At 39.9% G+C, this 20,747-nt stretch carries 18 protein-coding genes; 11 read left to right on the forward strand and 7 right to left on the reverse strand.

The window, feature by feature from the left end; all coding sequences use genetic code 11:
* Window positions 1-11: 11 nt before the first annotated feature.
* From QZT73_RS15850 to QZT73_RS15870, 5 genes are read left to right on the forward strand one after another with little or no spacing between them, the layout of a single operon-like run.
* On the forward strand, window positions 12-665 hold the full coding sequence (locus QZT73_RS15850; RefSeq protein ID WP_291789186.1) for an MBL fold metallo-hydrolase: 654 nt from the start codon (window positions 12-14) through the stop codon (window positions 663-665).
* The gene (gene pssA / locus QZT73_RS15855; protein WP_291777769.1) at window positions 662-1,366 is read left to right on the forward strand and encodes a CDP-diacylglycerol--serine O-phosphatidyltransferase; all 705 of its coding nucleotides are present in this window, start codon (window positions 662-664) and stop codon (window positions 1,364-1,366) included. The genes QZT73_RS15850 and pssA overlap by 4 nt, the downstream gene beginning before the upstream one ends.
* Window positions 1,350-4,613: a type IX secretion system sortase PorU gene (gene porU, locus QZT73_RS15860; RefSeq protein WP_291789188.1), complete on the forward strand. Its 3,264-nt coding sequence runs from the start codon at window positions 1,350-1,352 to the stop codon at window positions 4,611-4,613. The genes pssA and porU overlap by 17 nt, the downstream gene beginning before the upstream one ends.
* Window positions 4,610-5,827, forward strand: a complete 1,218-nt coding sequence (gene porV, locus QZT73_RS15865) for a type IX secretion system outer membrane channel protein PorV (RefSeq protein ID WP_291777763.1) — start codon at window positions 4,610-4,612, stop codon at window positions 5,825-5,827. Before porU ends, porV begins: the two co-directional genes overlap by 4 nt.
* Window positions 5,824-7,095 (forward strand): pitrilysin family protein, encoded by a 1,272-nt coding sequence (locus tag QZT73_RS15870; RefSeq protein ID WP_291777760.1) that lies wholly within the window; start codon window positions 5,824-5,826, stop codon window positions 7,093-7,095. Before porV ends, QZT73_RS15870 begins: the two co-directional genes overlap by 4 nt.
* On the opposite strand, the gene QZT73_RS15875 is transcribed toward QZT73_RS15870, so the two are convergent.
* Together QZT73_RS15875 and QZT73_RS15880 are read right to left on the reverse strand one after the other, a co-directional pair.
* Window positions 7,092-8,069 carry a glycosyltransferase family A protein gene (locus tag QZT73_RS15875; RefSeq protein ID WP_291789191.1) on the reverse strand — a complete coding sequence of 326 codons (978 nt, stop codon included), beginning with the start codon at window positions 8,067-8,069 and terminating at the stop codon, window positions 7,092-7,094. The two genes, QZT73_RS15870 and QZT73_RS15875, sit on opposite strands and share 4 nt — an antisense overlap.
* Window positions 8,066-8,491: an FdtA/QdtA family cupin domain-containing protein gene (locus QZT73_RS15880; protein ID WP_291789192.1), complete on the reverse strand. Its 426-nt coding sequence runs from the start codon at window positions 8,489-8,491 to the stop codon at window positions 8,066-8,068. Before QZT73_RS15880 ends, QZT73_RS15875 begins: the two co-directional genes overlap by 4 nt.
* 85 nt (window positions 8,492-8,576) lie before the next feature.
* Here QZT73_RS15880 and QZT73_RS15885 point away from each other — a divergent pair, with 85 nt between their 5' ends.
* Window positions 8,577-9,194 (forward strand): YigZ family protein, encoded by a 618-nt coding sequence (locus QZT73_RS15885; protein WP_291777752.1) that lies wholly within the window; start codon window positions 8,577-8,579, stop codon window positions 9,192-9,194.
* Between the two features lie 248 nt (window positions 9,195-9,442).
* On the opposite strand, the gene QZT73_RS15890 is transcribed toward QZT73_RS15885, so the two are convergent.
* From QZT73_RS15890 to QZT73_RS15900, 3 genes are read right to left on the reverse strand one after another with little or no spacing between them, the layout of a single operon-like run.
* Complete coding sequence (locus QZT73_RS15890; protein WP_291777749.1) at window positions 9,443-10,045, reverse strand: 3'-5' exonuclease; 603 nt, start codon at window positions 10,043-10,045, stop codon at window positions 9,443-9,445.
* Window positions 10,042-11,523, reverse strand: a complete 1,482-nt coding sequence (gene nhaC, locus QZT73_RS15895; protein WP_291777746.1) for a Na+/H+ antiporter NhaC — start codon at window positions 11,521-11,523, stop codon at window positions 10,042-10,044. Before nhaC ends, QZT73_RS15890 begins: the two co-directional genes overlap by 4 nt.
* A gap of 53 nt (window positions 11,524-11,576) precedes the next feature.
* Window positions 11,577-12,698, reverse strand: a complete 1,122-nt coding sequence (locus tag QZT73_RS15900) for an FAD-dependent oxidoreductase (protein WP_291789194.1) — start codon at window positions 12,696-12,698, stop codon at window positions 11,577-11,579.
* An 85-nt stretch (window positions 12,699-12,783) separates the two neighbouring features.
* On the opposite strand from QZT73_RS15900, the gene QZT73_RS15905 reads away from it, so the two are divergent.
* Together QZT73_RS15905 and QZT73_RS15910 are read left to right on the forward strand one after the other, a co-directional pair.
* On the forward strand, window positions 12,784-13,263 hold the full coding sequence (locus tag QZT73_RS15905) for an Mpo1-like protein (protein WP_291777740.1): 480 nt from the start codon (window positions 12,784-12,786) through the stop codon (window positions 13,261-13,263).
* A gap of 50 nt (window positions 13,264-13,313) precedes the next feature.
* The gene (locus QZT73_RS15910) at window positions 13,314-15,326 is read left to right on the forward strand and encodes a cation:proton antiporter (protein ID WP_291789196.1); all 2,013 of its coding nucleotides are present in this window, start codon (window positions 13,314-13,316) and stop codon (window positions 15,324-15,326) included.
* A 6-nt stretch (window positions 15,327-15,332) separates the two neighbouring features.
* Here QZT73_RS15910 and QZT73_RS15915 read toward each other — a convergent pair whose 3' ends face one another.
* Window positions 15,333-17,615, reverse strand: a complete 2,283-nt coding sequence (locus tag QZT73_RS15915) for a patatin-like phospholipase family protein (protein WP_291789198.1) — start codon at window positions 17,613-17,615, stop codon at window positions 15,333-15,335.
* 115 nt (window positions 17,616-17,730) lie between these two features.
* On the opposite strand from QZT73_RS15915, the gene QZT73_RS15920 reads away from it, so the two are divergent.
* Both QZT73_RS15920 and QZT73_RS15925 read left to right on the forward strand, forming a co-directional pair.
* Window positions 17,731-18,321, forward strand: a complete 591-nt coding sequence (locus tag QZT73_RS15920) for a DUF4494 domain-containing protein (protein WP_291777731.1) — start codon at window positions 17,731-17,733, stop codon at window positions 18,319-18,321.
* Window positions 18,322-18,393: 72 nt separating this feature from the next.
* Complete coding sequence (locus tag QZT73_RS15925) at window positions 18,394-19,548, forward strand: hypothetical protein (RefSeq protein ID WP_291789200.1); 1,155 nt, start codon at window positions 18,394-18,396, stop codon at window positions 19,546-19,548.
* Here the strand turns inward: QZT73_RS15925 and QZT73_RS15930 are convergent, their stop codons facing one another.
* Entirely contained in the window at window positions 19,549-20,148 is a 600-nt protein-coding gene (locus QZT73_RS15930; protein WP_291777725.1) for a hydrolase, read from the reverse strand.
* 83 nt (window positions 20,149-20,231) lie between these two features.
* Between QZT73_RS15930 and QZT73_RS15935 the strand changes: the two genes are divergently transcribed.
* Window positions 20,232-20,747 (forward strand): PAS domain-containing protein (locus QZT73_RS15935; protein WP_291789202.1); only part of this gene is annotated, 516 nt, incomplete at its 3' end.

The following is a 20,747-nucleotide window of genomic DNA, read 5'->3' on the forward strand; positions in this document are numbered from 1 at the left end:
AAGAATCATACATGCTTCAGATCAAGTCTTTTACTTTCAATCCATTTATGGAAAATACCTACCTGCTTTATGATGAAAGTAAAGAAGCCGCAATTTTTGACCCGGGTTGTTACGAAAAATATGAACAGGAGGAATTGAGCCGTTTTATTCAGGAAGAAGGGCTAAAAGTTACACACTTGATCAATACACATTGCCATATTGACCATGTCCTGGGAAATGCTTTTGTAAAAAGAAAATACAGTGTTCCACTTTACATTCACAAAAAAGAACGCTCGGTTTTAAAATCAGTCATTACATACGCTCCAAATTACGGTTTTGCAGGTTATGAAGAAGTTGAACCGGATTTTTACCTGAATGAAAAAGATTCCCTGAAATTTGGGAACACGGAAATGTCAATTCTTTTTGTTCCGGGGCATGCACCCGGCCACCTGGTTTTTTATCATCAGCCTACTGCGATTTGTATTGCAGGAGATACTTTGTTCCAAGGCAGTATTGGGCGAACAGATCTTCCTGGCGGAGATCATGAAACCCTGCTTCAGGCCATAAAAAATGAAATGTTTACACTTCCTGAGGATACCAAAGTCTATCCTGGACATGGACCCCACACTACCATTGGTTTTGAAAAAGAGCATAATCCTTTTGTAGGCAAAAAGGCAAAATTTTGATGATCAAACGACATATCCCTAACACCTTAACATCGCTGAACTTATTATCAGGAATGTTGGGGATTTTTTATGTTTTGGAAGGCTACATCCAATATGGTGCTTACTTTATTTTTCTTGCAGCTGTTTTTGATTTTTTGGATGGATTTGTGGCACGAATACTCAAAGTCCATTCTGAAATTGGCAAAGAACTGGATTCTCTTGCAGACTTGGTCACTTTTGGCGTATTGCCTTCTTTTATCCTTTTTCAAATGATCAGGACACACAGCAACTTGGATTATGTTCCCTTTTTTGTATTCATAGTGGGTTTGTTTTCTGCAATCCGGTTGGCCAAATTCAATGTGGACACAAGGCAATCTGAGCGTTTTATCGGCGTACCAACTCCCGCAAATGCCTTGTTGATCAGTACGCTTCCATTCACAGCGCTTACATTCCCCGGTCTATATGGAATCATCTACCAACCTTATTTATTGATGGGATTGGCATTATTGATGTCTTTCCTTTTGGTTTCAGAGCTCCCTCTAATCGCACTTAAATTCAAGAATTTTTCACTGAGAGATAACCTCTTTCGGTACCTGACCCTGGTTGCTGGATTGGTATGCCTGATTGCTTTTGGTTTGGGGGGAATTCCTTTTGTTATAATTGTTTATATTTTGCTGTCGGTAATGGAGGGATTAATGAAAAAGAATGAAGCAGGTATTTAAACCATATTTGACATTTTTTTGCTCGTTTTTCATCTTTGCTTCGGTCCAGTTTTTCAGCCAAGCTCAGGGAAACGGTACATATTATAAATTTCCAATTGTGGAAGATGGAATTTATCGGCTAGGGCTTAGCGAGGCCAAATCCATGGGCTTTGATAATTTGGAAGCTGTAGGTCTTTTTGGTTTTCCCGGAATGCTCCCTCAGAAGTTGGATAGTTTGGACTTATTTTTCAAACCAATTCCTAGATCAATCAAAGGAGAATCCGTTTATTTTTTTCTTCAAGGCCCCCATACTGTCCAATTGCATGAAGAGGATTTTGACCTAAAAGTACACCCGTATACCGATACCCTGTATTACCTGATAGGCCCCGCAGCATCTGGACATCCTGAAATCATTTTCGACCAGTCAGAAAACACCGGCAGTCCGATTGATGAAGTCCATAGCGTGCAGTTTTTGAAATGGGAAGAAACAAACATCCTGATTTCAGGGAGGTCCTGGTATTCGAAACCCATATTTAACCGGGAAAGGCAGTCCTTCAATTTCCCAACCCAAAATGGAGTAAGCGGTAATCATGACCTGAGGGTCAAAATTATGGGACAAAGTATATCTGATAGCCGTATGGAGTTCTTCCACAACAATGGGAAGGTAGGAGAAGTCAGCATTGGAAGCATCCCCAATACCACATTCGGGATAAAAGGAAGAGAGGCCGTTTTCAGAACAGCACTGGAACCGGCAAGTAATTACAATATTCAGGTAAACTTTAACAGTGCAGATGTCAATGGCAGCGGATACCTAGCTTACGGCTTGTTGGCTTCCCCATTTGCAGTCAATTCAGCCCCTGAAGGGCTTTACTTCAGTAAAAAAACCGGTTTGATCCAAAAAAGGCCTGAACTGAGGACTTGGAAAATAAGGGATATTTACAATGTTGAAGAGGTAGAAGGAAATAAATTAATCGAAACAGGTGACCGTATTCTCTTTTTTTCTGAGGCAAACATCCCATTGATCCGAAATTGGCAACCCTTGAATATTCAGGCAAGAGAAACAGGAAAAAAAGCACAATTGATAGTTATTGCTGCTCCCAGTTTACTTTCCCAGGCAAATCGACTAGCAGCCCACAAAAATCAAAAGGGTATTGCTACTGTAGTTTTCACTCCTGAACAGTTATATGATGCTTTTTCTCATGGAAGTAGGGACATAACCGCATTCAGAAACTTTCTGGCCTATCATTACCACAAAGAAGGAAGTCTACGAAATGTCCTGTTTTTTGGAAAGGGCACATTCGATTATAAAGGTAAATTAGGCGGAAGGCCTAACCTTGTACCAACCTATAGTTCCCGAAGTAGCCTAAACCCTTTGACCACCTTTTCCTCGGATGACTATTTCGGATTCCTTGATTTTGGACAGGGAGATTGGGAAGAAAGCAATTCAGGGGATGAACTCCTAAAGATTGGTGTAGGAAGAATCCCGGCAACTAATTTTCAGGAGGCAAGTGAGGCGGTAAACAAAATCATTGCCTATGAAAACGGAAAGGATATGGAAGGCACCTGGAAAAGAAGGGTGTCCTTTTTTGCTGATGATGGGGATAATAATATCCATCTCAATGATGCAGAGACGCATGCCGATTATTTATCCGAGAACCACCCCGAATTTGAAGTACTCAAGTTGTACTTGGACCGTTTCGAACAAGTCAGGAACAATGGTATTCAAAGTTCAGCAGCTGCCAAAACTGCTCTTAATGAACAAATCAAGGATGGCTTATTGATCCTTAATTATATCGGACATGGAAATGAAACCACCCTTACCGCAGAGCGCGTTTTTACTGTTTCTGACTTACAAGACTGGCCGGAAAATCCTTACTTGCCCTTATTCATTACCGCCACATGTGAATTTGGCAGACAGGATAGTCCTTTCTTGCGCTCTGGGGCAGAAGAACTCCTTTTTGCAGAAAAAAAAGGAGCCATTGCTTTGCTTACCACTGGAAGGCCTGTTTTCAGTTCCGTTAATTTTGCCCTTAATAAGGCTTTTATTGCCGCTGTTTTCCAAGCAGAAGAGGGAAGGTTAGCAGATTTGGGAACTATTTTTATGCAGACCAAAAATAACAGTTTGAATGGACCTTTCAACCGAAACTTCTCTTTGATAGGAGATCCTTCTCTTAGGCTTGCAGTCCCTGAATTAAAGGCAGAAACCGATGAAATATGGGATATACAATTGGAATTACCTGCGGATACACTGAGTGCCACTCAGGAAATCAGCATCAGAGGAAATATCATTGACCCGGTTAGTGGGGCCAAACTCTCAGGCTTAAATGGTTTATATGAATTGAGTCTGTTTGATAGGCCTCAGAAAGTGGAAACCCTAGGGGATGAAAGTAATCCCACCACTTTTATGGAAGAGCAAAATACCTTGTTCAGAGGTAGCGGTGAGGTATTACAGGGTGAATTTACTGCCAATCTTTTCATTCCAAAGAATCTCAGCCCGGATTTTGCAAATGGAGTCATCAGGGTGATGGCCAGTCTTCAGGGAGGTAAAGAAGAGGCCATAGGCGCAAAGCGGATTATTTTGGGAGGGAAATTTGATAATCCAAACCTGGATGATGAGGGTCCAATCATCAAATTGTTTTTTGGTGAGGAGCTTTTGGAAACAGCCCCCATTATCCCTTCCAGTTCTTTTCCTGTTAAAATTCTACTCAGTGACAAAAGTGGCATTAATATTGCGAAGGCAAGTCCCAATAAGGATGTTACTATCCAAATTAATGAGGAAGTGCCAAGAGTACTTAACCAGCATTTCAAAGCCTTAGAAGGAGGCTTTCAATCCGGAGAAATAAAGACTGAATTGACAAGCTTAAGGGAAGGTGTCAATACCATTCTTATAAAGGCTTGGGATAATCTTGGCAACAGTTCTCAATTGGAAAGTACCATCGAAGTAAGGGGAAGTTTACAGATAAGAATCACCCAAATGCTCTCTTATCCCAATCCTGCTATTGAAAAAAGCAGATTTGTTATTGCCCACAACAGGCCCGGTGAAAACTTAAACCTGAAATTGGAAGTTTACAGTATGAAAGGGGATGAAATATTCAGCACTTCCAGGCGTTATCCTGTGGCGCCTTCTGTTCTGGATAATTTGGAGTGGATTTTTTTCCATAACAAAACAAAAAATCCCGCAAAAGGAATGTATATTTACAAGTTGCAGCTTATGTCTGAAAAAGATGGTACTTCGGACATTCGGAGCGGAAAAATTATTATTCAATGAAAATATCGGCAAAACCATTTGTTTATTCATTTCATTTTTTGTGGATAAGCCTCCTGTCAAGCTCAGTAATTGCGCAAAATTCACCAATAATTACTGGCCAGGATCCTGATAGAAGGGTCATAACTACAGCAGTTCCTTTTTTGAACTTCGCCCCGGACAGTAGGCATTCGGCGATGGGTGATGTTGGCGCGGCCACCAGTCCAGATGCTTTTTCAGCACATTGGAATGTTGGAAAATTGGCATTTGTAGAAAATGATATGGCTTTTTCTCTTTCCTATTCCCCTTGGTTGGGCAGGTTGGTCAATGACATGTTTGTTTCTTATTTGACAGGCTACAAAAAAATAGATGAAGTCTCCGCATGGGGTATCGATTTGAGGTATTTCAATATGGGAGATATCCAATTGACAGATGGAAGGGGCAACCAATTGGGTGAGTTTACCCCAAGAGACATTGCCATTGGAGGATCCTATTCCCGTCAGTTATCTGAAAATCTGGGTATAGGTATCTCTGCAAGGTTTATCCATTCCAATTTATCGGGAAATCTGTCCTCAGTTGGAGGTAGTGAAAGCCGACCGGGGGTAAGTGTAGGTACAGATGTAGGATTGTATTATTCCAAAGAAGTATTTCCTGCAGATAAAACAGGGGTTTGGTCTTGGGGTGCTACCATTACTAATATCGGTCCCAAAATTACCTATAATAGTGCGGAAGATTTGGATTTTATCCCCACCAACTTGAGATTGGGTACAGCTTACAGGGTGAATTTCAATGAAAAAAACTCTTTAACCTTTGCATTGGATTTTAACAAGCTAATGGTTCCATCTCCCCCAATATGGGCAAGAAATGAGGATGGATCGCTTCAAATAGATGAAAATGGAAACTTAATTCCTCAAGCAGGACGAGATCCAAACAGGGCTTTACTTTCAGGCATGTTCGGCTCTTTTTCTGATGCCCCAGGAGGCTTTAGGGAAGAATTGCAAGAAGTAATGATCTCCTACGGTATGGAATATATATTCGATGAAGTATTTGCTTTGAGGGCAGGGTATTTCTTTGAAAACCCCAACAAAGGTGGCAGAAGATATTTTACCATGGGACTGGGTTATGTTTACAAAGAAAAATTAGGATTTGATTTTTCTTACCTCGTACCTCAGGTTCAAAATCATCCCCTTGCCGAAACATTGAGGTTTTCTTTGACTTACAATATTCCTAGACTATGACAATTGACAGGTCCTTAGCCCCTGAGTTTAAAATTCCGGAGCATATCGACTTTCCAAAACCAATACAAAGGACTCTGAGAAACGGAGTCCATTTGTATTTTATACCCACCCCTGAAATTGGTGCTGTTAAGCTGGAGCTCGTAGCTGACGCTCCAGGAATCCTTGGCAGAAAAGAAAAAAAACTCGTCCCCTATTTCACATTGAATATGCTGATGGAGGGCACCCGTGGGAAAACTTCTGCAAACTTGGATGAGTTTTTTGATACATTTGCCACAGAGGTTGAGGTGATTTCAACATTCGAACACCAAGGCCTTTCACTGCTTACCACGCTCAAACACTTTCGTAAAGTTCTTCCCCTTTTCAGAGAACTGTTAACAGAAGCCATTTTCCCGGAAAAAGAACTCGCCAAAAGAAAATCCCAAAAAGCCCTGAGTTTAAATATCATGCGGGAAAAGACAGGCAATAGGGCTTCACAACTTTTCCGTAAAGGACTTTTTGGAGATGAGCATGCTTTTGGTCAGATTCCTGAAGAAGAGGATGTGAACTCCATAGAAAGGGCAGATTTAATTGATTTTTACCAAAGCCAACTTTGGTGCAACCCCGAAATTTTCCTTACGGGTAACCTCAGTGATATTGAGCTGGATTTGATAGAAGAGCTACTTGGAGATTTACCTGTACACCAAGCAATAGAAGTCCCTCACATATTCAACAATAAGACAAACCATAGGCTAATAGAAGATCGGGACACCGCTTTACAATCGAGTATCAGGTTGGGCTGTCACCTTATTCCTAAGTCCGATCCAGATTACTTCGGGCTATGGGCTTTCAATGTATTTTTGGGAGGCTACTTCGGAAGCCGACTCATCAAAAACATACGGGAAGACAAGGGGCATACCTATGGAATTTACAGCAGCATAGGAAGTTTAAAAACTGCGGATTACTGGGTAGTCATGGCCGATGTCATCAAAGAAAACAGGGATGATGTGATTGAAGAAATCTACAAGGAAATCTATAAATTACAGCATGAACCCATCCCGCTGGCAGAACTAGAAACAGTACGCAATTATTTGGTGGGCAATTTATTATCCAATTTTAGTTCTTCATTTGAATTGATATCCAGATTTAAATCTGTACATCAGGCCGGTTTAAACCTTGATTTTTATAAACAGCAGTTGGATTTTATTAAATCCTTTCAGGCTGAAGGCATTCAGGGTATCGGTCAAAAGTACCTTTCTCCGGAGTATATGGTAGAAGTAATCGTAGGTTAGTCATTGAAGGACTTCAAAAAGACATAAATCCCCGAAAAATCCCACTGGTACCTCAGCCATTTTTTATATATGAAAAGGCTGCTTTGCCCTACATTGTTCAAATCTTCCAGTAAATCCAAAAAACCATCGGCCACTTCAAAGTTGGCAGAAAACAGCGCATGTTTCAATTCATATTTCAATCTTTTTTTTAGGGCCTCATCTTCCCCTCGGGTCCGATTCATTTTTTGGATCTTTTGGCAGATTTTTAAGGTAGAAGGCAGCATAACAGAACGGTACCTTTTGTACTGTGCTGCGGAGAAAGCTTTGGGGTGAATGGTTTTGATCAGCCCTATATGATCAGAAAACACAAAGGGGTGTTTCCTGGCCAATCTTACCTGAATATCAAAATCCTCATAAGCAAGGCTTTCGTCATAGCCACCTACCTCTTTGATAAAATCCGTCCGCAATACCATCGTTACGGAAAGTACATGATGCCGCGCTACAAGGACTTCATATAGCTCCCCTTCTATTACCGGGGATTTAAGTCTCCCTTGATGATCTCTTGGATAGAAACTCTTTTTTATACCTTCTTTGTATAAAAAAGCATCCGAAAAACTGAGTGCTGCTAAAGGGTTTTCCTCTAATCGTGTAATGGATTTGATGGCATGCTGAGTTTGCAGGATATCATCCCCTGACAAATCTATCAGGTATTTACCATTTACCTGAGCCAATACCTGATTAAATGACTGGCAATAAGGCATATCTAAATCCCTAAAAATGGTGCTTATGGTAAAATTAGACCTATTTTTATCTACCCAGTCCTTTAAGATTGCCCTGGAATCATCTGAACTTCCATTATCCACTAAAAAAATTTCCAGGTTGGGATAAGACAATCCCGCTATCCCGGCAAGACATTGTGTGAGAAAAGCTTCTTGATTAAAAACTGTACATATGATACTGAGCAAGGGAGATTCATCCATTATACAGTGCTTCAATTATTTAAATATTCTTCTTGAATGCGTTCAAATTCTACTTTTTCTCGGATATAATCCCTTTCATCAAAAGGTTGATCCGCGAGTACCAAGAGCAAAGCGTCCTTTTCAAAAGTAACAGAAGACCAAACCAAAGGAGGCAATACCAACCCCCTTTCCGCTTGTTCCAAACTGAATTCAATAAGCATTTTATCAAGGCATTCCAACTTCACGTTGACCCTTCCATGCAGACATATTAATAGTTGGTTTTCTTTTTTATGGGCATGAACCCCTCTTTGCTCACCATCAGGCACCTCACTGATCCAAAAGTCCCTTTTTATAGGAAAAGGAAAAGCTTCCAAACCTTCAAAAAAAGTGAGTTTCCCACTGGGCTGAATATTGCTATTAAGGGTAATCAGCTCGGGCCGGATAATAGTTGATTTCATAATTGCTAAATTAAATGATTCCGGCAAAAATATTAATGATTAATTTTGACTGTACTAATAAGGATAAACAGGCAAATACAATAGGATGGATCAGGAATATTTACCGGAAGATAGTTATTTGACCTTAAAAACTGAATCGGAAGGACTTTACAAGGAAAAAGGAAGTAAGTTTCTGGCATTTGCTTATCCAGTAAAGAGTGAACAAGGCGTCAAGGAAATTTTAGATCAACTGCGTAAAAAATATTACGATGCCAGACACCATTGTTATGCGTATCTTTTGGGCAAAAACCAGGATCAATTCAGAGCCAATGATGATGGGGAGCCCAACCATTCTGCGGGTGATCCAATCTTGGGACAGATCCGCTCTAATGGAATTACCGATGTACTGATTGTGGTCATTAGGTATTTTGGAGGGACTAAGCTTGGTGTATCGGGCCTAATTAATGCCTATAAGAGCGCTGCTGCAGATGCCATCACCAATAATGAAATCATTACCGCGATCCTACATGAACAAGTCAAAATTGACTTTGAATACCTCAGCATGAATGAGGTAATGAAACTGATCAAGGATTTTGAACTTCAGATTGTTGAACAGTACTTTGATAACCATTGCCAGATCATTTTAGAAGTAAGGAAAAAACTATTGGATGAACTCACCCACAAAATCAGGAATCTACCTGGGGTGAAAATGCATTTCTTATGAGAAAATTAAAAATGTTCAATAACCGTCAACTCTGAACTCTTGAACCCTGAACTCGCTAACCATTAACCCAGAACACTGAACTCTGAACTCTTTAACCTTGAACACTGAACCCTGAACCTTGAATCCTGAACTCGCTAACCATTAACCCATAACACTGAACTCTGAACTCTTTAACCTTGAACACTGAACCCTGAACTCCTGAACCTTGAACCGATGAACCCTGAACCTATTCCCTTTTCCCTTTTCCCTCAACGATTAAACAACTCATCCAAATACCCCTGATACTGTAGCTTTTTATAAATCTCCAAGCAAACCCAGGCATCTGTAGCCGCATAGAGTTTTTGTTTTTCTGTAAGCGCAGCAGCCTCCCAATTTGAGACCTGTTCTGATTTGGATATCCGCATTTGTAATACCATCGCGGCTAAATTTCTAACCCCAATATTCTGGAAACCTACTTTTTTGAGTTCGTCATTGAGATCAAAAAAACTGGCAGGTTGAAAACCAACAGCAACTTTTCTTAAGGCTCTTAGATCATCCAAGACTGCAGCTCCGATTTTAATCGTTTTGGGATCCTCCAAAATCTCTTGAATGATTCCTGGCATACCCACTTCATTTAGCCGAATCAGGAAAGCTACTTCATCTGTAGCCAACTGTAAAAGGGAGACATAGTATTGGGTACCTTTACGGAATGAGGGTCTTGTCTCTGTATCAAAGCCCAATAAACTATGACGGCCAAGTTCAGATGCCACTTCCTTGATTTGGTCTTTTGAATTGACCAATACAATGTCGCCTTGAAACTGTCCCAATGGTAAATCGTTGATTTCTTCCTTACTGATTTTTTTAAGGATCATACTGCAAGTTCTTTTTTAATCTCCACCATTTCTTCCTCAGTGTAAAAATTTATACCCAATTTCAAATAGCCAAATAAAATGGTCATAAATGGAGAAATAATGTTAAAAAAGCAATAGGGTGCATAAGTAAGCGTAGCTACACCAAGGACTGAGGCCTGGGTAGCACCACAGGTATTCCACGGTATCAAAACTGAGGTAACCGTCGCACTGTCTTCCAGGGTCCGGCTCAAATTTTCAGGTTTGAGTCCCCTCTTTCTATAAATGTCTGCATACATTCTTCCAGGAACCAAAATTGCAAGGTATTGGTCAGAGGTAGTGACATTGAAGAATACACAGGTGGCTGCGGTTGAAGCGATAAGTGAACCTACTGAATGGACCTTTTCGATAATGGCTTCAGCCAATACTCTTAACATTCCACTTTCTTCCATTATTCCACCAAAAATCATGGCGCAAACAATAAGCCAAATCGTATTTAACATACCAGCCATACCCCCCGTCACCAGCAATTCATTGACCACTTCATTATTGGTTATTATTCTGATTTCACCATAAAGCGACATCATTACGCCCTTATAAGCCTGATACAGAAATGATTCTCCCGGCTCATTTGCGATAGCTCTGATGACATCAGGCTGAAATATTACTGCAAATGCTCCTCCAAGAAGTGCGCCCGCAAGCAAGGCAGGAACCGCTGGGACTTTCTTGACGATCATTACCAATACCAGAACAGGCACTATAAATAACCAACCATTTACATTAAAGTTTTCAACGATTACAGCAGATATTTCTTTTACCTGGGAAACAGATCCCTCTGTACCAGAAACAAACCCAATTACCCCAAAAATAATAAGTGCTATCAAAATTGATGGCACTGTAGTTTTGGTCATATGCCGAATATGCGTGAATAAATCTGTTCCTGCCATGGCCGGAGCCAAATTGGTAGTATCTGAAAGTGGAGACATTTTATCTCCAAAATAAGCTCCTGAAAGTATGGCTCCCGCAATCAACCCCTCTCCAAACCCCAATGCCTTGCCAATTCCTAAAAGGGCTACTCCAACGGTAGCTACTGTCGTCCAACTGCTACCTGTAGCAATAGACACTATGGCACTGACAATACAGGCTGCTATCAAAAAGATGGTTGGATTGAGAATCTGCAAGCCATAATAAATCATCGCAGGTACGATGCCGCTCAATAACCATGTTCCCGCCAATGCACCGATCAAAAGCAATATCAGGATACTTGACATCGCTGCCGAAATGCTTTTGACAATACCATCCTGTAGTTTTCCCCATTTGATGTGTAATCTAAAAATAGCAACTATCCCGGCAACTGCCGAGGAGATCACGAGCACCATCTGATTGGACCCTGAGAGGCCATCGGTACCAAAAATCAGAATATTGATGACCAAAAGGACAATTAAAAACAAGATTGGAAAAAATGCTTCCAGTATCGTAGGTTCTTTTCGACTAGCTGCCATCAAATGATTTTTATAAATAATTTAAAAACTGAATTTAGTAAAATTTATCAATTTCACGACTTGTTTATAAGATTTACCAATTCGCTGCCTGTCTGCCATCCTATGGCTACTCCCATTCCTCCAAGACGCACTGCAATGGAAAGATTTGGATTTATTTTTTTCACGAGCGGCCTTTTATCCATGCCAAATGCCATAATACCAGACCATTCCATTTCCACCTTAGGGGCAGCATTTGGGAAAATTACTTTTTCCATTATCTCCATCAGATGGTTTTTCACCTTTGGGTTGATCCCAAAGTCCGTGGTTTCTTCACCTTCAAAATCCATGTTTCTCCCTCCTCCCAACAAGAGCCTATTGTCTATATTCCTAAAATAAACATAACCTTTGTCATAATGAAAAGCACCTTTCCAGGAAATCTGATAGGGCAGTGGTTCGGTTACCATCACCAACCCCCTTCCAGGTCTGATATCCATATCAGGAAGTAGACTTGGTGTAAAGGCATTGGTACAAACAAGCACCTGATTGGCTTTAAAATTAATTTTTTCTCCTTGATCATTCACCTGGACAAGTCCCTCCTCTGCAAGCAATTCACTTACTTTTGCCCCGGTAAGAATTTTGATTCCTTTTTCGTTGCAGGCTTTCCAAAGGGAATTGATGAATTTCCCACTGTCCAACTCTCCTTCAAATCCATTCCTGATAACAGCCTTAACTTTGCTTCCAAACCCCAATTGCTGATGATCAGGCAAAACTGAGAACACAGATTGCTTAAAAACCGGGAATAAGAGCTCATTGATTTCCTCCACCCTTTTCAAAGCAGGCGATTCCTGTTCTGTAATGAGTTCAAACCCCCCATCCCCTTTGTAATCAAGATGGACATCTCCAAAGCGTTGCCTTATAGCCAATAAGCCTTCATACCGTTTTTGAACAAGGGCCAATACTTCGCTTTTGGTAAGGACTTCCAGATCATCCAGAATTTCAGTCAAACTCCCAAAGCAAGCGAAACCTGCATTTCTGGAACTGGCCCCCGAAGGAAAAACTCCCTTTTCCAAAACAAGGACTTGATGATCAGGAAAGATATCTTTGTATTGAATGGCAGTAGAAAGGCCAACGATCCCCCCTCCCACTACAATCAGATCATGGTTTAAGAAATTTTTTTTCTCCCAAAAGCTCAACATCTCTCCACTATTTCTTATGAATTAATCAGCTATTTATTAAATTAAGGGTAATTATCCAATCCAAACCCAATTAAAGCTTGAATCCATGAGGAAAATTGATGATTTGCTCTATGAATATGGCCTTAGCCATCAAAATGAAACCAACAAAACCATTCATTGGATTTGTGTTCCTGCCATCTTTTTCAGTATTGTGGGCCTGATTTACAGTATTCCAGCAGCGCCCGTTGAGCGCTTGTTGCCTTTTCTGGGCAGTTTTGCCAATTGGGCTACATTGGCTCTTGTAATTGTATTGTTTTATTATGTATCCCTTTCTCCTCCCCTTGCTTTGGGAATGTTTTTTTTCTCAGCTATCTGCCTGGCTTTGGCAAATTTTCTGAGCCTAACTGTCCCCATTCCACTTTGGGCTCTCAGCTTGGGAATATTCATATTAGCTTGGATATTCCAGTTTTATGGCCATAAAATAGAGGGAAAAAAGCCCTCTTTTCTAAAGGATCTTCAATTTTTAATGATCGGTCCTGCTTGGCTCATGCATTTTATATACAAAAAGATTGGGCTAGCTTATTGATTTTTTCCTGTTATTTTTAGGTTTGAAAACCATTTAGTCAAGCCTGATTTATGTTTAGTTTCATTTTTGCTGCAGTTGAAATTCCAATGCTGTCCGATATCGTGTGGATCTTTGGATTGGCCACCTTGGTCATCCTTGTCTTTATGCGGTTGAAAATCCCGACAATTATTGGTTTTTTATTCACTGGTGCTCTGGCTGGCCCTTACGGGCTTTCGCTGGTTCAGGCTTCCACTACGGTGGATATTTTATCGGAAATAGGTGTAATTTTGTTGCTTTTTGTCATTGGGATGGAATTTTCCCTAAAAAGCCTAATGGCAATCAAAAAAGCTGTATTTATAGGGGGTGCATTGCAGGTAAGCCTTACCATTTTGATAACCACTTTGGTGGCTTATTTCCTCGATTTTGACTGGGCTGTATCTGTTTTTATAGGTTTCCTTTTTTCATTGAGCAGTACTGCAATCGTGTTGAAACTGTTACAGGAAGGCGGACAGATCAATACCATTCCAGGTCGAACCACATTGGCGATTTTGATTTTTCAGGATATCGTTATTGTACCCTTAATGCTATTTACGCCCATGTTGGCAGGGGAAACAGATAATGTGGCATGGGCTTTATTCCTTATGGCTCTTAAAGGCACCTTGGTGGTTATACTTACCTTACTAAGTGCCAAGTACCTTGTTCCTACCCTGCTTTACCGCATTGCCAAGACAAGAAACGAAGAATTGTTCCTTCTGAGTATCATTGTGATATGCTTTGCCGTGGCCTATGCTACTTCTTTATTGGGTTTATCCTTGGGCTTGGGAGCCTTCTTAGCGGGTTTGATCATCAGTGAATCTGATTACAGTCACCATGCCACTGGAAAAATACTGCCTTTTAGGGAAGTTTTTCTGAGCTTTTTCTTTGTCTCTGTTGGGATGCTTTTCGATATCACCTTTCTTTTTGAACACATTCTTCCGATTTTAGGATTGACCCTCTTGACATTTGTGGTCAAATTTATAACGGCCACAGTTGCTGTTAGAGCTATAGGACAAGGCTTCAAAGAAGCTTTTATGGTAGCTTTCTCTATTTTCCAGGTGGGGGAATTCTCCCTGCTTTTGGCCAAGGTGGGGTTGAATTTTGAATTATTAGATGCCGATACTTACCAGTATTTTCTCGCTATTTCTATTCTTACCATGGCTGTTACTCCTTTTGTATTGAAAAAAAGAGAGGAAATATCCTGTGGAATTTTAAACCTGCCCCTTCCGAAAAGACTGAATAAGCGGTTTGGAAATGAAGACCAGCCGGATATCAAACTGGAGGAAGATCTCAAAGACCACTTGGTCATTATTGGTTATGGACTGAACGGCAGGAACCTTTCCAAGGCGGCAAAGACTGCTGATATCCCTTACGCAATCATTGAAATGAATCCCGCCACCGTTAGGGAAGAATCCCTAAAAGGGGAGCCCATCACTTATGGAGATGCCGCAAATGAAACGGTTTTGGATCATGTAAATATCAATAAAGCCAGGGTAGCCGTGATAGCCATATCCAATGCGGAAGCCACCAAGCGCATTATTTCCGCTATAAGACACCTTACACAAAATCCCTATATTATAGTAAGAACCAGGTATGTCAATGAAATCGAAGAAAACCTCAAGTTAGGAGCAGATGAAGTAATACCCGAGGAATTTGAGACCTCCATAGAAATATTTACCCGGACATTGGCCAAATACCTTATCCCAAGGCACGATATTGAAGAATTCACTGAAGAAGTCAGGTCTCATAACTATGAACTATTTAGATTCAATTCAGAGGAAAAAATGCCACGTAAAAGAATTGACTTGCCTGACATCAATTTTGTAGGGGTGATGGTGGAAAAAGACAGTGGAAAGTATATCAATAGGCCATTGAGAGAAGCTGGCATACGGGATGATTTGGGAATTAATGTCGTGGCCATTAAAAGGGAAGGAAAAACAATCACCAATATCCACCCGGATGAAAGGTTAAAGTTAGGTGATGTGGTCTATGTAGCCGGTAAACCAGATGCTCTGGAAAAATTTGAAGCAGAGGTCGAGATTGATTGAAGAAAGCTATTCTACAAACTGGAAGTTTTTAAGACGATTGAGAGATTTTCTATTAATAGGGGATTCTATGTTCTCTATAATGGATTTCTTTTCCCTTGCAGTCAGACGCCAATTGAGTGAAGCTCTCTGAATTTCTTGCTCTTGTTGATTAAAGACCCCATCTTCATCTGCCAAACCACGTTCCCTGAGGTATTGCAGCGTGGAATATTCAAATTCTATCCTTTCCATAGGGAAATCCAGACTTTCTTTCATACGGGTAAATAATACTTCATTATGTAAGGTCTGAACATTGTCCCAATTGATGTAGATGTTTTTTAAAGGAGTGAAAAACTTTTCCAAAAGCTTAGGCGGATATTTTTGGTCTATGTCAGAAAATTTTTCTGAATCTCTGATTGTCAGTAGCAAAACTCCAGAGGTATTTTCCCTGATCCAGTCTTCAAACACGGCGATAAACTTTAGTGCATCCTGCATGCCAAAATTATCTGACAAGCCGGCATCCATTGTTTCCATTTGGGGCTTGGATGGCAATTGAATATTGGGTGTAATAAATGGAAAAGTAGCACCCATTCTCAAAGCGGTGATAAAACGCAAATTACCGGCATCATGACCTGCATAAAACCTTTGGAAATCGATGCCCTGACTTTTTTCATTCAGGCCCTCCACCCTTTTATTGGAAATACCCATATAACTGATGGAATATGGGGAAATATAAAGTTTTCTGCCATCATTGGTTACCAAAGGGGAAATAGGCATCATAGGGATCAAGGCACGGAATTCAGGGTCCCTGTAAGCTGAAATCGGTTTGTCCAAAATCCCCTTGGTATTGATATTCAACTGATTTTCAAATGCAAAACCCCTGTCTTTTAAATACCTCTTTTCATTGTATTTAAAATATTGATTCCTTATCAAGAGGTCGTTGACAAGTAGGGTAAAAATGATAGGGTTAAGGTTGTCTGAGGAAATTTCATCCAGGTACTTTTCATCCTTTACGCTGATAGAAGGATCTTGTAAGGACCGAAGATATATTTCCCTAAATACGGATGCTCCAATCAAACCACCGGAAGCACCGGTTATCATTTGCGTATGTTCAAAGAGCCTGTTATCGCTTACGAACTGTGCCTCTTGAAGTACTTTTAGTGACCAAAGTGCAGCCCTTTGCCCTCCACCGCTGACAGTTATAAATACCATTTTAGGCTTACTGCCCTCTGGAAATTTTGCTTTCCAATTTTCAAGAATCTGAAGGGTGAATTTCCGGTCGCTTTCCACACTATCGGAATGCAAAATGGCATTCAATTTTTCAAGATTGTAGCGTGCGGGCGGGGAATCATAATCCAAACCAAAGGCCTCATGCGGCCTATTGAACCAAGAAGTGTTGGAAAGGGCGTTAAAGAGGAGTAAAAATCCCAAAACCGCTGGGGTAGCCCATTCCCTTAACCAGAAGGAAACTGCCCCGACCAACATAGTAGCGATGGCCAATAAGAGAATCCCACTTGCTGCAGCAGGTAATTGTAAAAAAGGTATTTCCCTGAATATCCCCATCAGCAAGATCAAGCTGATCAAAGCAGTCTGTATGATGATCATATTGAGGTGGTTCTGATCAAATACCCTGAGCAATTGCTGCCCTTCAAATCCGGAAAGATCCTGCCTGACCATTTTGAATTTAAAGCTGATGTCCAGGTAATCCAGCACTTTGTCTTTGTCCTTTTTGCTCTCCTTGATTCTCTTAAGCATATTGGCTCTGGTCAGCTTCGTTTTCCTGAGTTGTTTTTCTAATGTTCCCGCAAAAAGCACAAAAAAATCTTTGTTGGTAAAACCGAAATAGACAAAAAGCAAAGTGAAGGTCAAAAGGGAACCTGCACTGAAACCTAAAAAATATTCCATCACAACCCAATTGTTTTCATGCTCATTATCCAACTGAAAAGTTATGATGCAATACAGGTAAAGCAGGTAAAAGGACAATGGGATAATCGAATTATTCAGACAATATTGCAGAAATGGCCTCGGTATAATGGCAAGAAATTTAAACCTGGGACCGTCAAGGATATAGGTGGTCATGTGAAAGGCCATAGTGAAGATGGCCAAGGCAACACCCATTAGCAAAAAACTTCTCCAAGAGACGGCATTAAGGTACTCGGGATCCAAAAAAAGGAAAGGAATGCCTAAAACAGTTCCGAAACTTTGGAAAATAATAAGTAACAATAGGCCCCATGTAACCAAAAGCAACAAGTTCTTTCTCAAATGGAGAAAAAGCAATTGAACAGGAAAACTATATATGATCTTGTCCCACATAAACCTATTTTTCTTGGATAAGATAGTAGAATTTTAGTTGAATTCTAAATGGTATTTTTGATTGCGCTATAAATTCCTATCCCTTACCTTCGCTATCTGATTTAAACGTTGACTTATGAGAATCTGGTTTTTGTGTAAGGTAAAATATGCCAAGGAAAATGAGCAGGGGCTTCTGAAAAACGTGTCTGAGCAATATCTGGTAGACGCAGTTTCTTTTACAGAAGCTGAAGCAAGGATTTATGATATGTTGGGCTCTACCATAAGGGGTGATTTTCAGGTCACCAATATCAGCAAAAGTAATTTTGTGGATGTATTTCCATACGATGACATAGACATCTGGCACAAATGTAAAATCACCTATGTGGTAGCCGATGCAGATAGCGGAAAAGAAAAAAAGGTTACCCAGTACATGCTGGTGACTGCCCATGATGTAAAAGAGGCATACGACCGCATCCATGAGAGCCTGAGCAATATGTTGGTTACATTCCGTGTCCCTGACATTACAGAAAGTCCTATAGTGGAAGTTTTCCCATACGAACATGATGACGAAGAACTCCTACCCCCTCCACCTGCCAATTTGAAACCTTTAAGTGAGGTCAAAGCGGAACAGGAGAGAAGGGAATCTACAAGAGCCGGTAATGAAAGAGGGAATTTTGATGACCCCGAAGAAGCCGAGTTAAGGGAATTCAATGAAGGAGCCGAATAGGCTCTTTTTTTGAATTTTTTCAAACTAATTTTTTTTAAATTTTTAGTTATATTTGTAGAAATACCAAAATTCATGAGAGGTTTTCATAAGTTTTTAATTGTAATACTGTTGTTTGGTTCCTGTACCGACCCTGTTGAACCATCAATTACTCCTGAGATTGAAAATTTTTCGCTAGTGAATCTTGGCCAGGGGGCTTTAAACAATGACCAGGTTTTTGGACTTGAAGTATTTGAGGATAAAATGTTTTTTTTAAATCAGTCTATTCCTGGTTTTATTGATTCAAATGGCATGACTGATTTTTCATGTTGCTTGAATAGTGGAATAAACAGTAATTTTAGACCATCATTTGCTACAAACTATATCCTTCAGCCTATTGAAAATCTGATTGGGTTTGTGGTCTATCCAATAGATTTCTTTGGAGGATTACGTGCTTTGAATTTTGAAGAATTGCTCGGAGAATCAGGTAAAAATGCCAGAATAGTTTCAGGAAATCAACCGCTCCCAATCAACCTGGAAAGGAATTTTGAACTCAATGGAAATTACTTGATGCTTAATGTTACCACGGAGGATGGTATTGACCGGATTTGGATTTTAGAAATTGATTTTGGGGATGGATTCGGTTCTCTCAAACTCATCAACAAAATAGAAATCACTTCTGAAAGTTTAGGGGTTACAACCGGAAATCCGCAAATAGGTTTGGTCATTCGGAGTGTCAAAACACTCGAAGATAGGTGGATTGCCCATATTTCAAAAAGTGGGGAGGATACCGCATCTGGAGGAAGTTACATTATTTCCAAAGAAGGAAGCATTCAAAAATTGTTTGGCTCTCAAACCGGTGATTCTAATTTCGGTTTTTACGATTTTACAAAAATTTCCCCGAATGATTTTCTGATCACTGAATCACCTATTGGGAGGATTTCTTATTCTAATTCTTTGATTTCCAGCACACCTCAGCTGATTGCAGAATTCAATGGACCTTTGATAATCCGTTATTTTGAAGAAAAAGCAGTATTTTTTATCCCAGGGCAATCATTGATAGCCTCTTTGGAAAATTTTAAAACTGATGGCGCTTCAAATTACCAAACCATGGAATTGGACAGGACAGGATTAAACAGTAACCGTATATACGATCTCCAGTTTTTCAATGGAAAAGTATATGTGGCTACGGATAACGGAATTTATTCTAAATCGATTGAAAACTTCTGGGAAGAGGTAAGACATCCATGATTACATTCTCAATTGGTTATTAATTACAAACTGGATCAGGTCCTCTATGGGCAAACCTGCTTTTTCTGATGCATCTGCGATATCATCTCGGCTGACCTGAGCCGCGAAACTTTTGTCCTTTAACCGTTTTTTTACTCCTTTTACCTCCATCCCATCATACCCTTGAGGACGCATCAAAGAATAAGCATGCACAAAACCGGATAATTCATCAAAGGCATACAGCATCTTATCCATTTCCGAAACCGGTTCTACTCCAAAATATCTTGGGCCGTGACTGGCAATTGCTCTTATGATCCGTGGATCTTGATTTCGCGATTCCAATTCTTCAATGATTTTTCTGCAATGATCATCCGGCCATTGATCCCAGTCTGCATCATGCAGCAAGCCAGATAAATACCAAAGCTTTTGGATATATGCATCATACCCCTTGTTACCAGCATAGGACTTCATCAAATGCCCTACTTGTTGCATATGAAATACTAATTTTTCATTTTTTACCCAATTCCTTAAAATTTCCTCCGCTTCTGACAATTCCATCAATTGTCCCATATTATTGGGATTTCCGAAATTTTCCCGATTTAAAAGGTATGAATTACTCATTTTAAAGTCATTTAAATGTTTTATGTATGTTAAATTTTGCTTTTCAATAATTTTTATTCTAATTTAGATTAAGTTTTTTTAAAATGAACTCAGAAAGCCTATTGAACCTTCACACAGAAGAAAGTTTGGATTCTTCTACCTACTTGTATTCAGTTTTACTGAATCAGGATAATATTATATTGAATGCGAACAGGAAGTTTAGCCAAGAATTGTTTTTCGGTTCCAATAAATTGGAAGGATCACATTTATCTGACTATATCTTTCCTCAGGATTTTTCAAAATATGAATTACTTTTGAAAAAATCATTATCCAAGAGAGAAAGAAGTTTTTTCATGGACCTTAGAAAGGTAAGCATGGATGGAGTAGATTTTGAATGGACGAGATGGGAATTTTTTCCTCGCTATGATAAAAATAAGATAAAAGAAATTGTAGCCATAGGCCATACAATTGAAAGTACCAGTATTGGTAAAAGAAAAAAAGAGGAACTGTTCCTTAAACAAAATGAATTTATCGAAAAAATGACCTTCGACCACTCTCATGATATGCGGGCAAGAGTGGCCAATATCATTGGAATTTTGGAAATAATGGGAGAAGATAAA

The sequence above is a fragment of the Cecembia sp. genome (assembly GCF_007126775.1).
GTDB lineage: Bacteria > Bacteroidota > Bacteroidia > Cytophagales > Cyclobacteriaceae > Cecembia.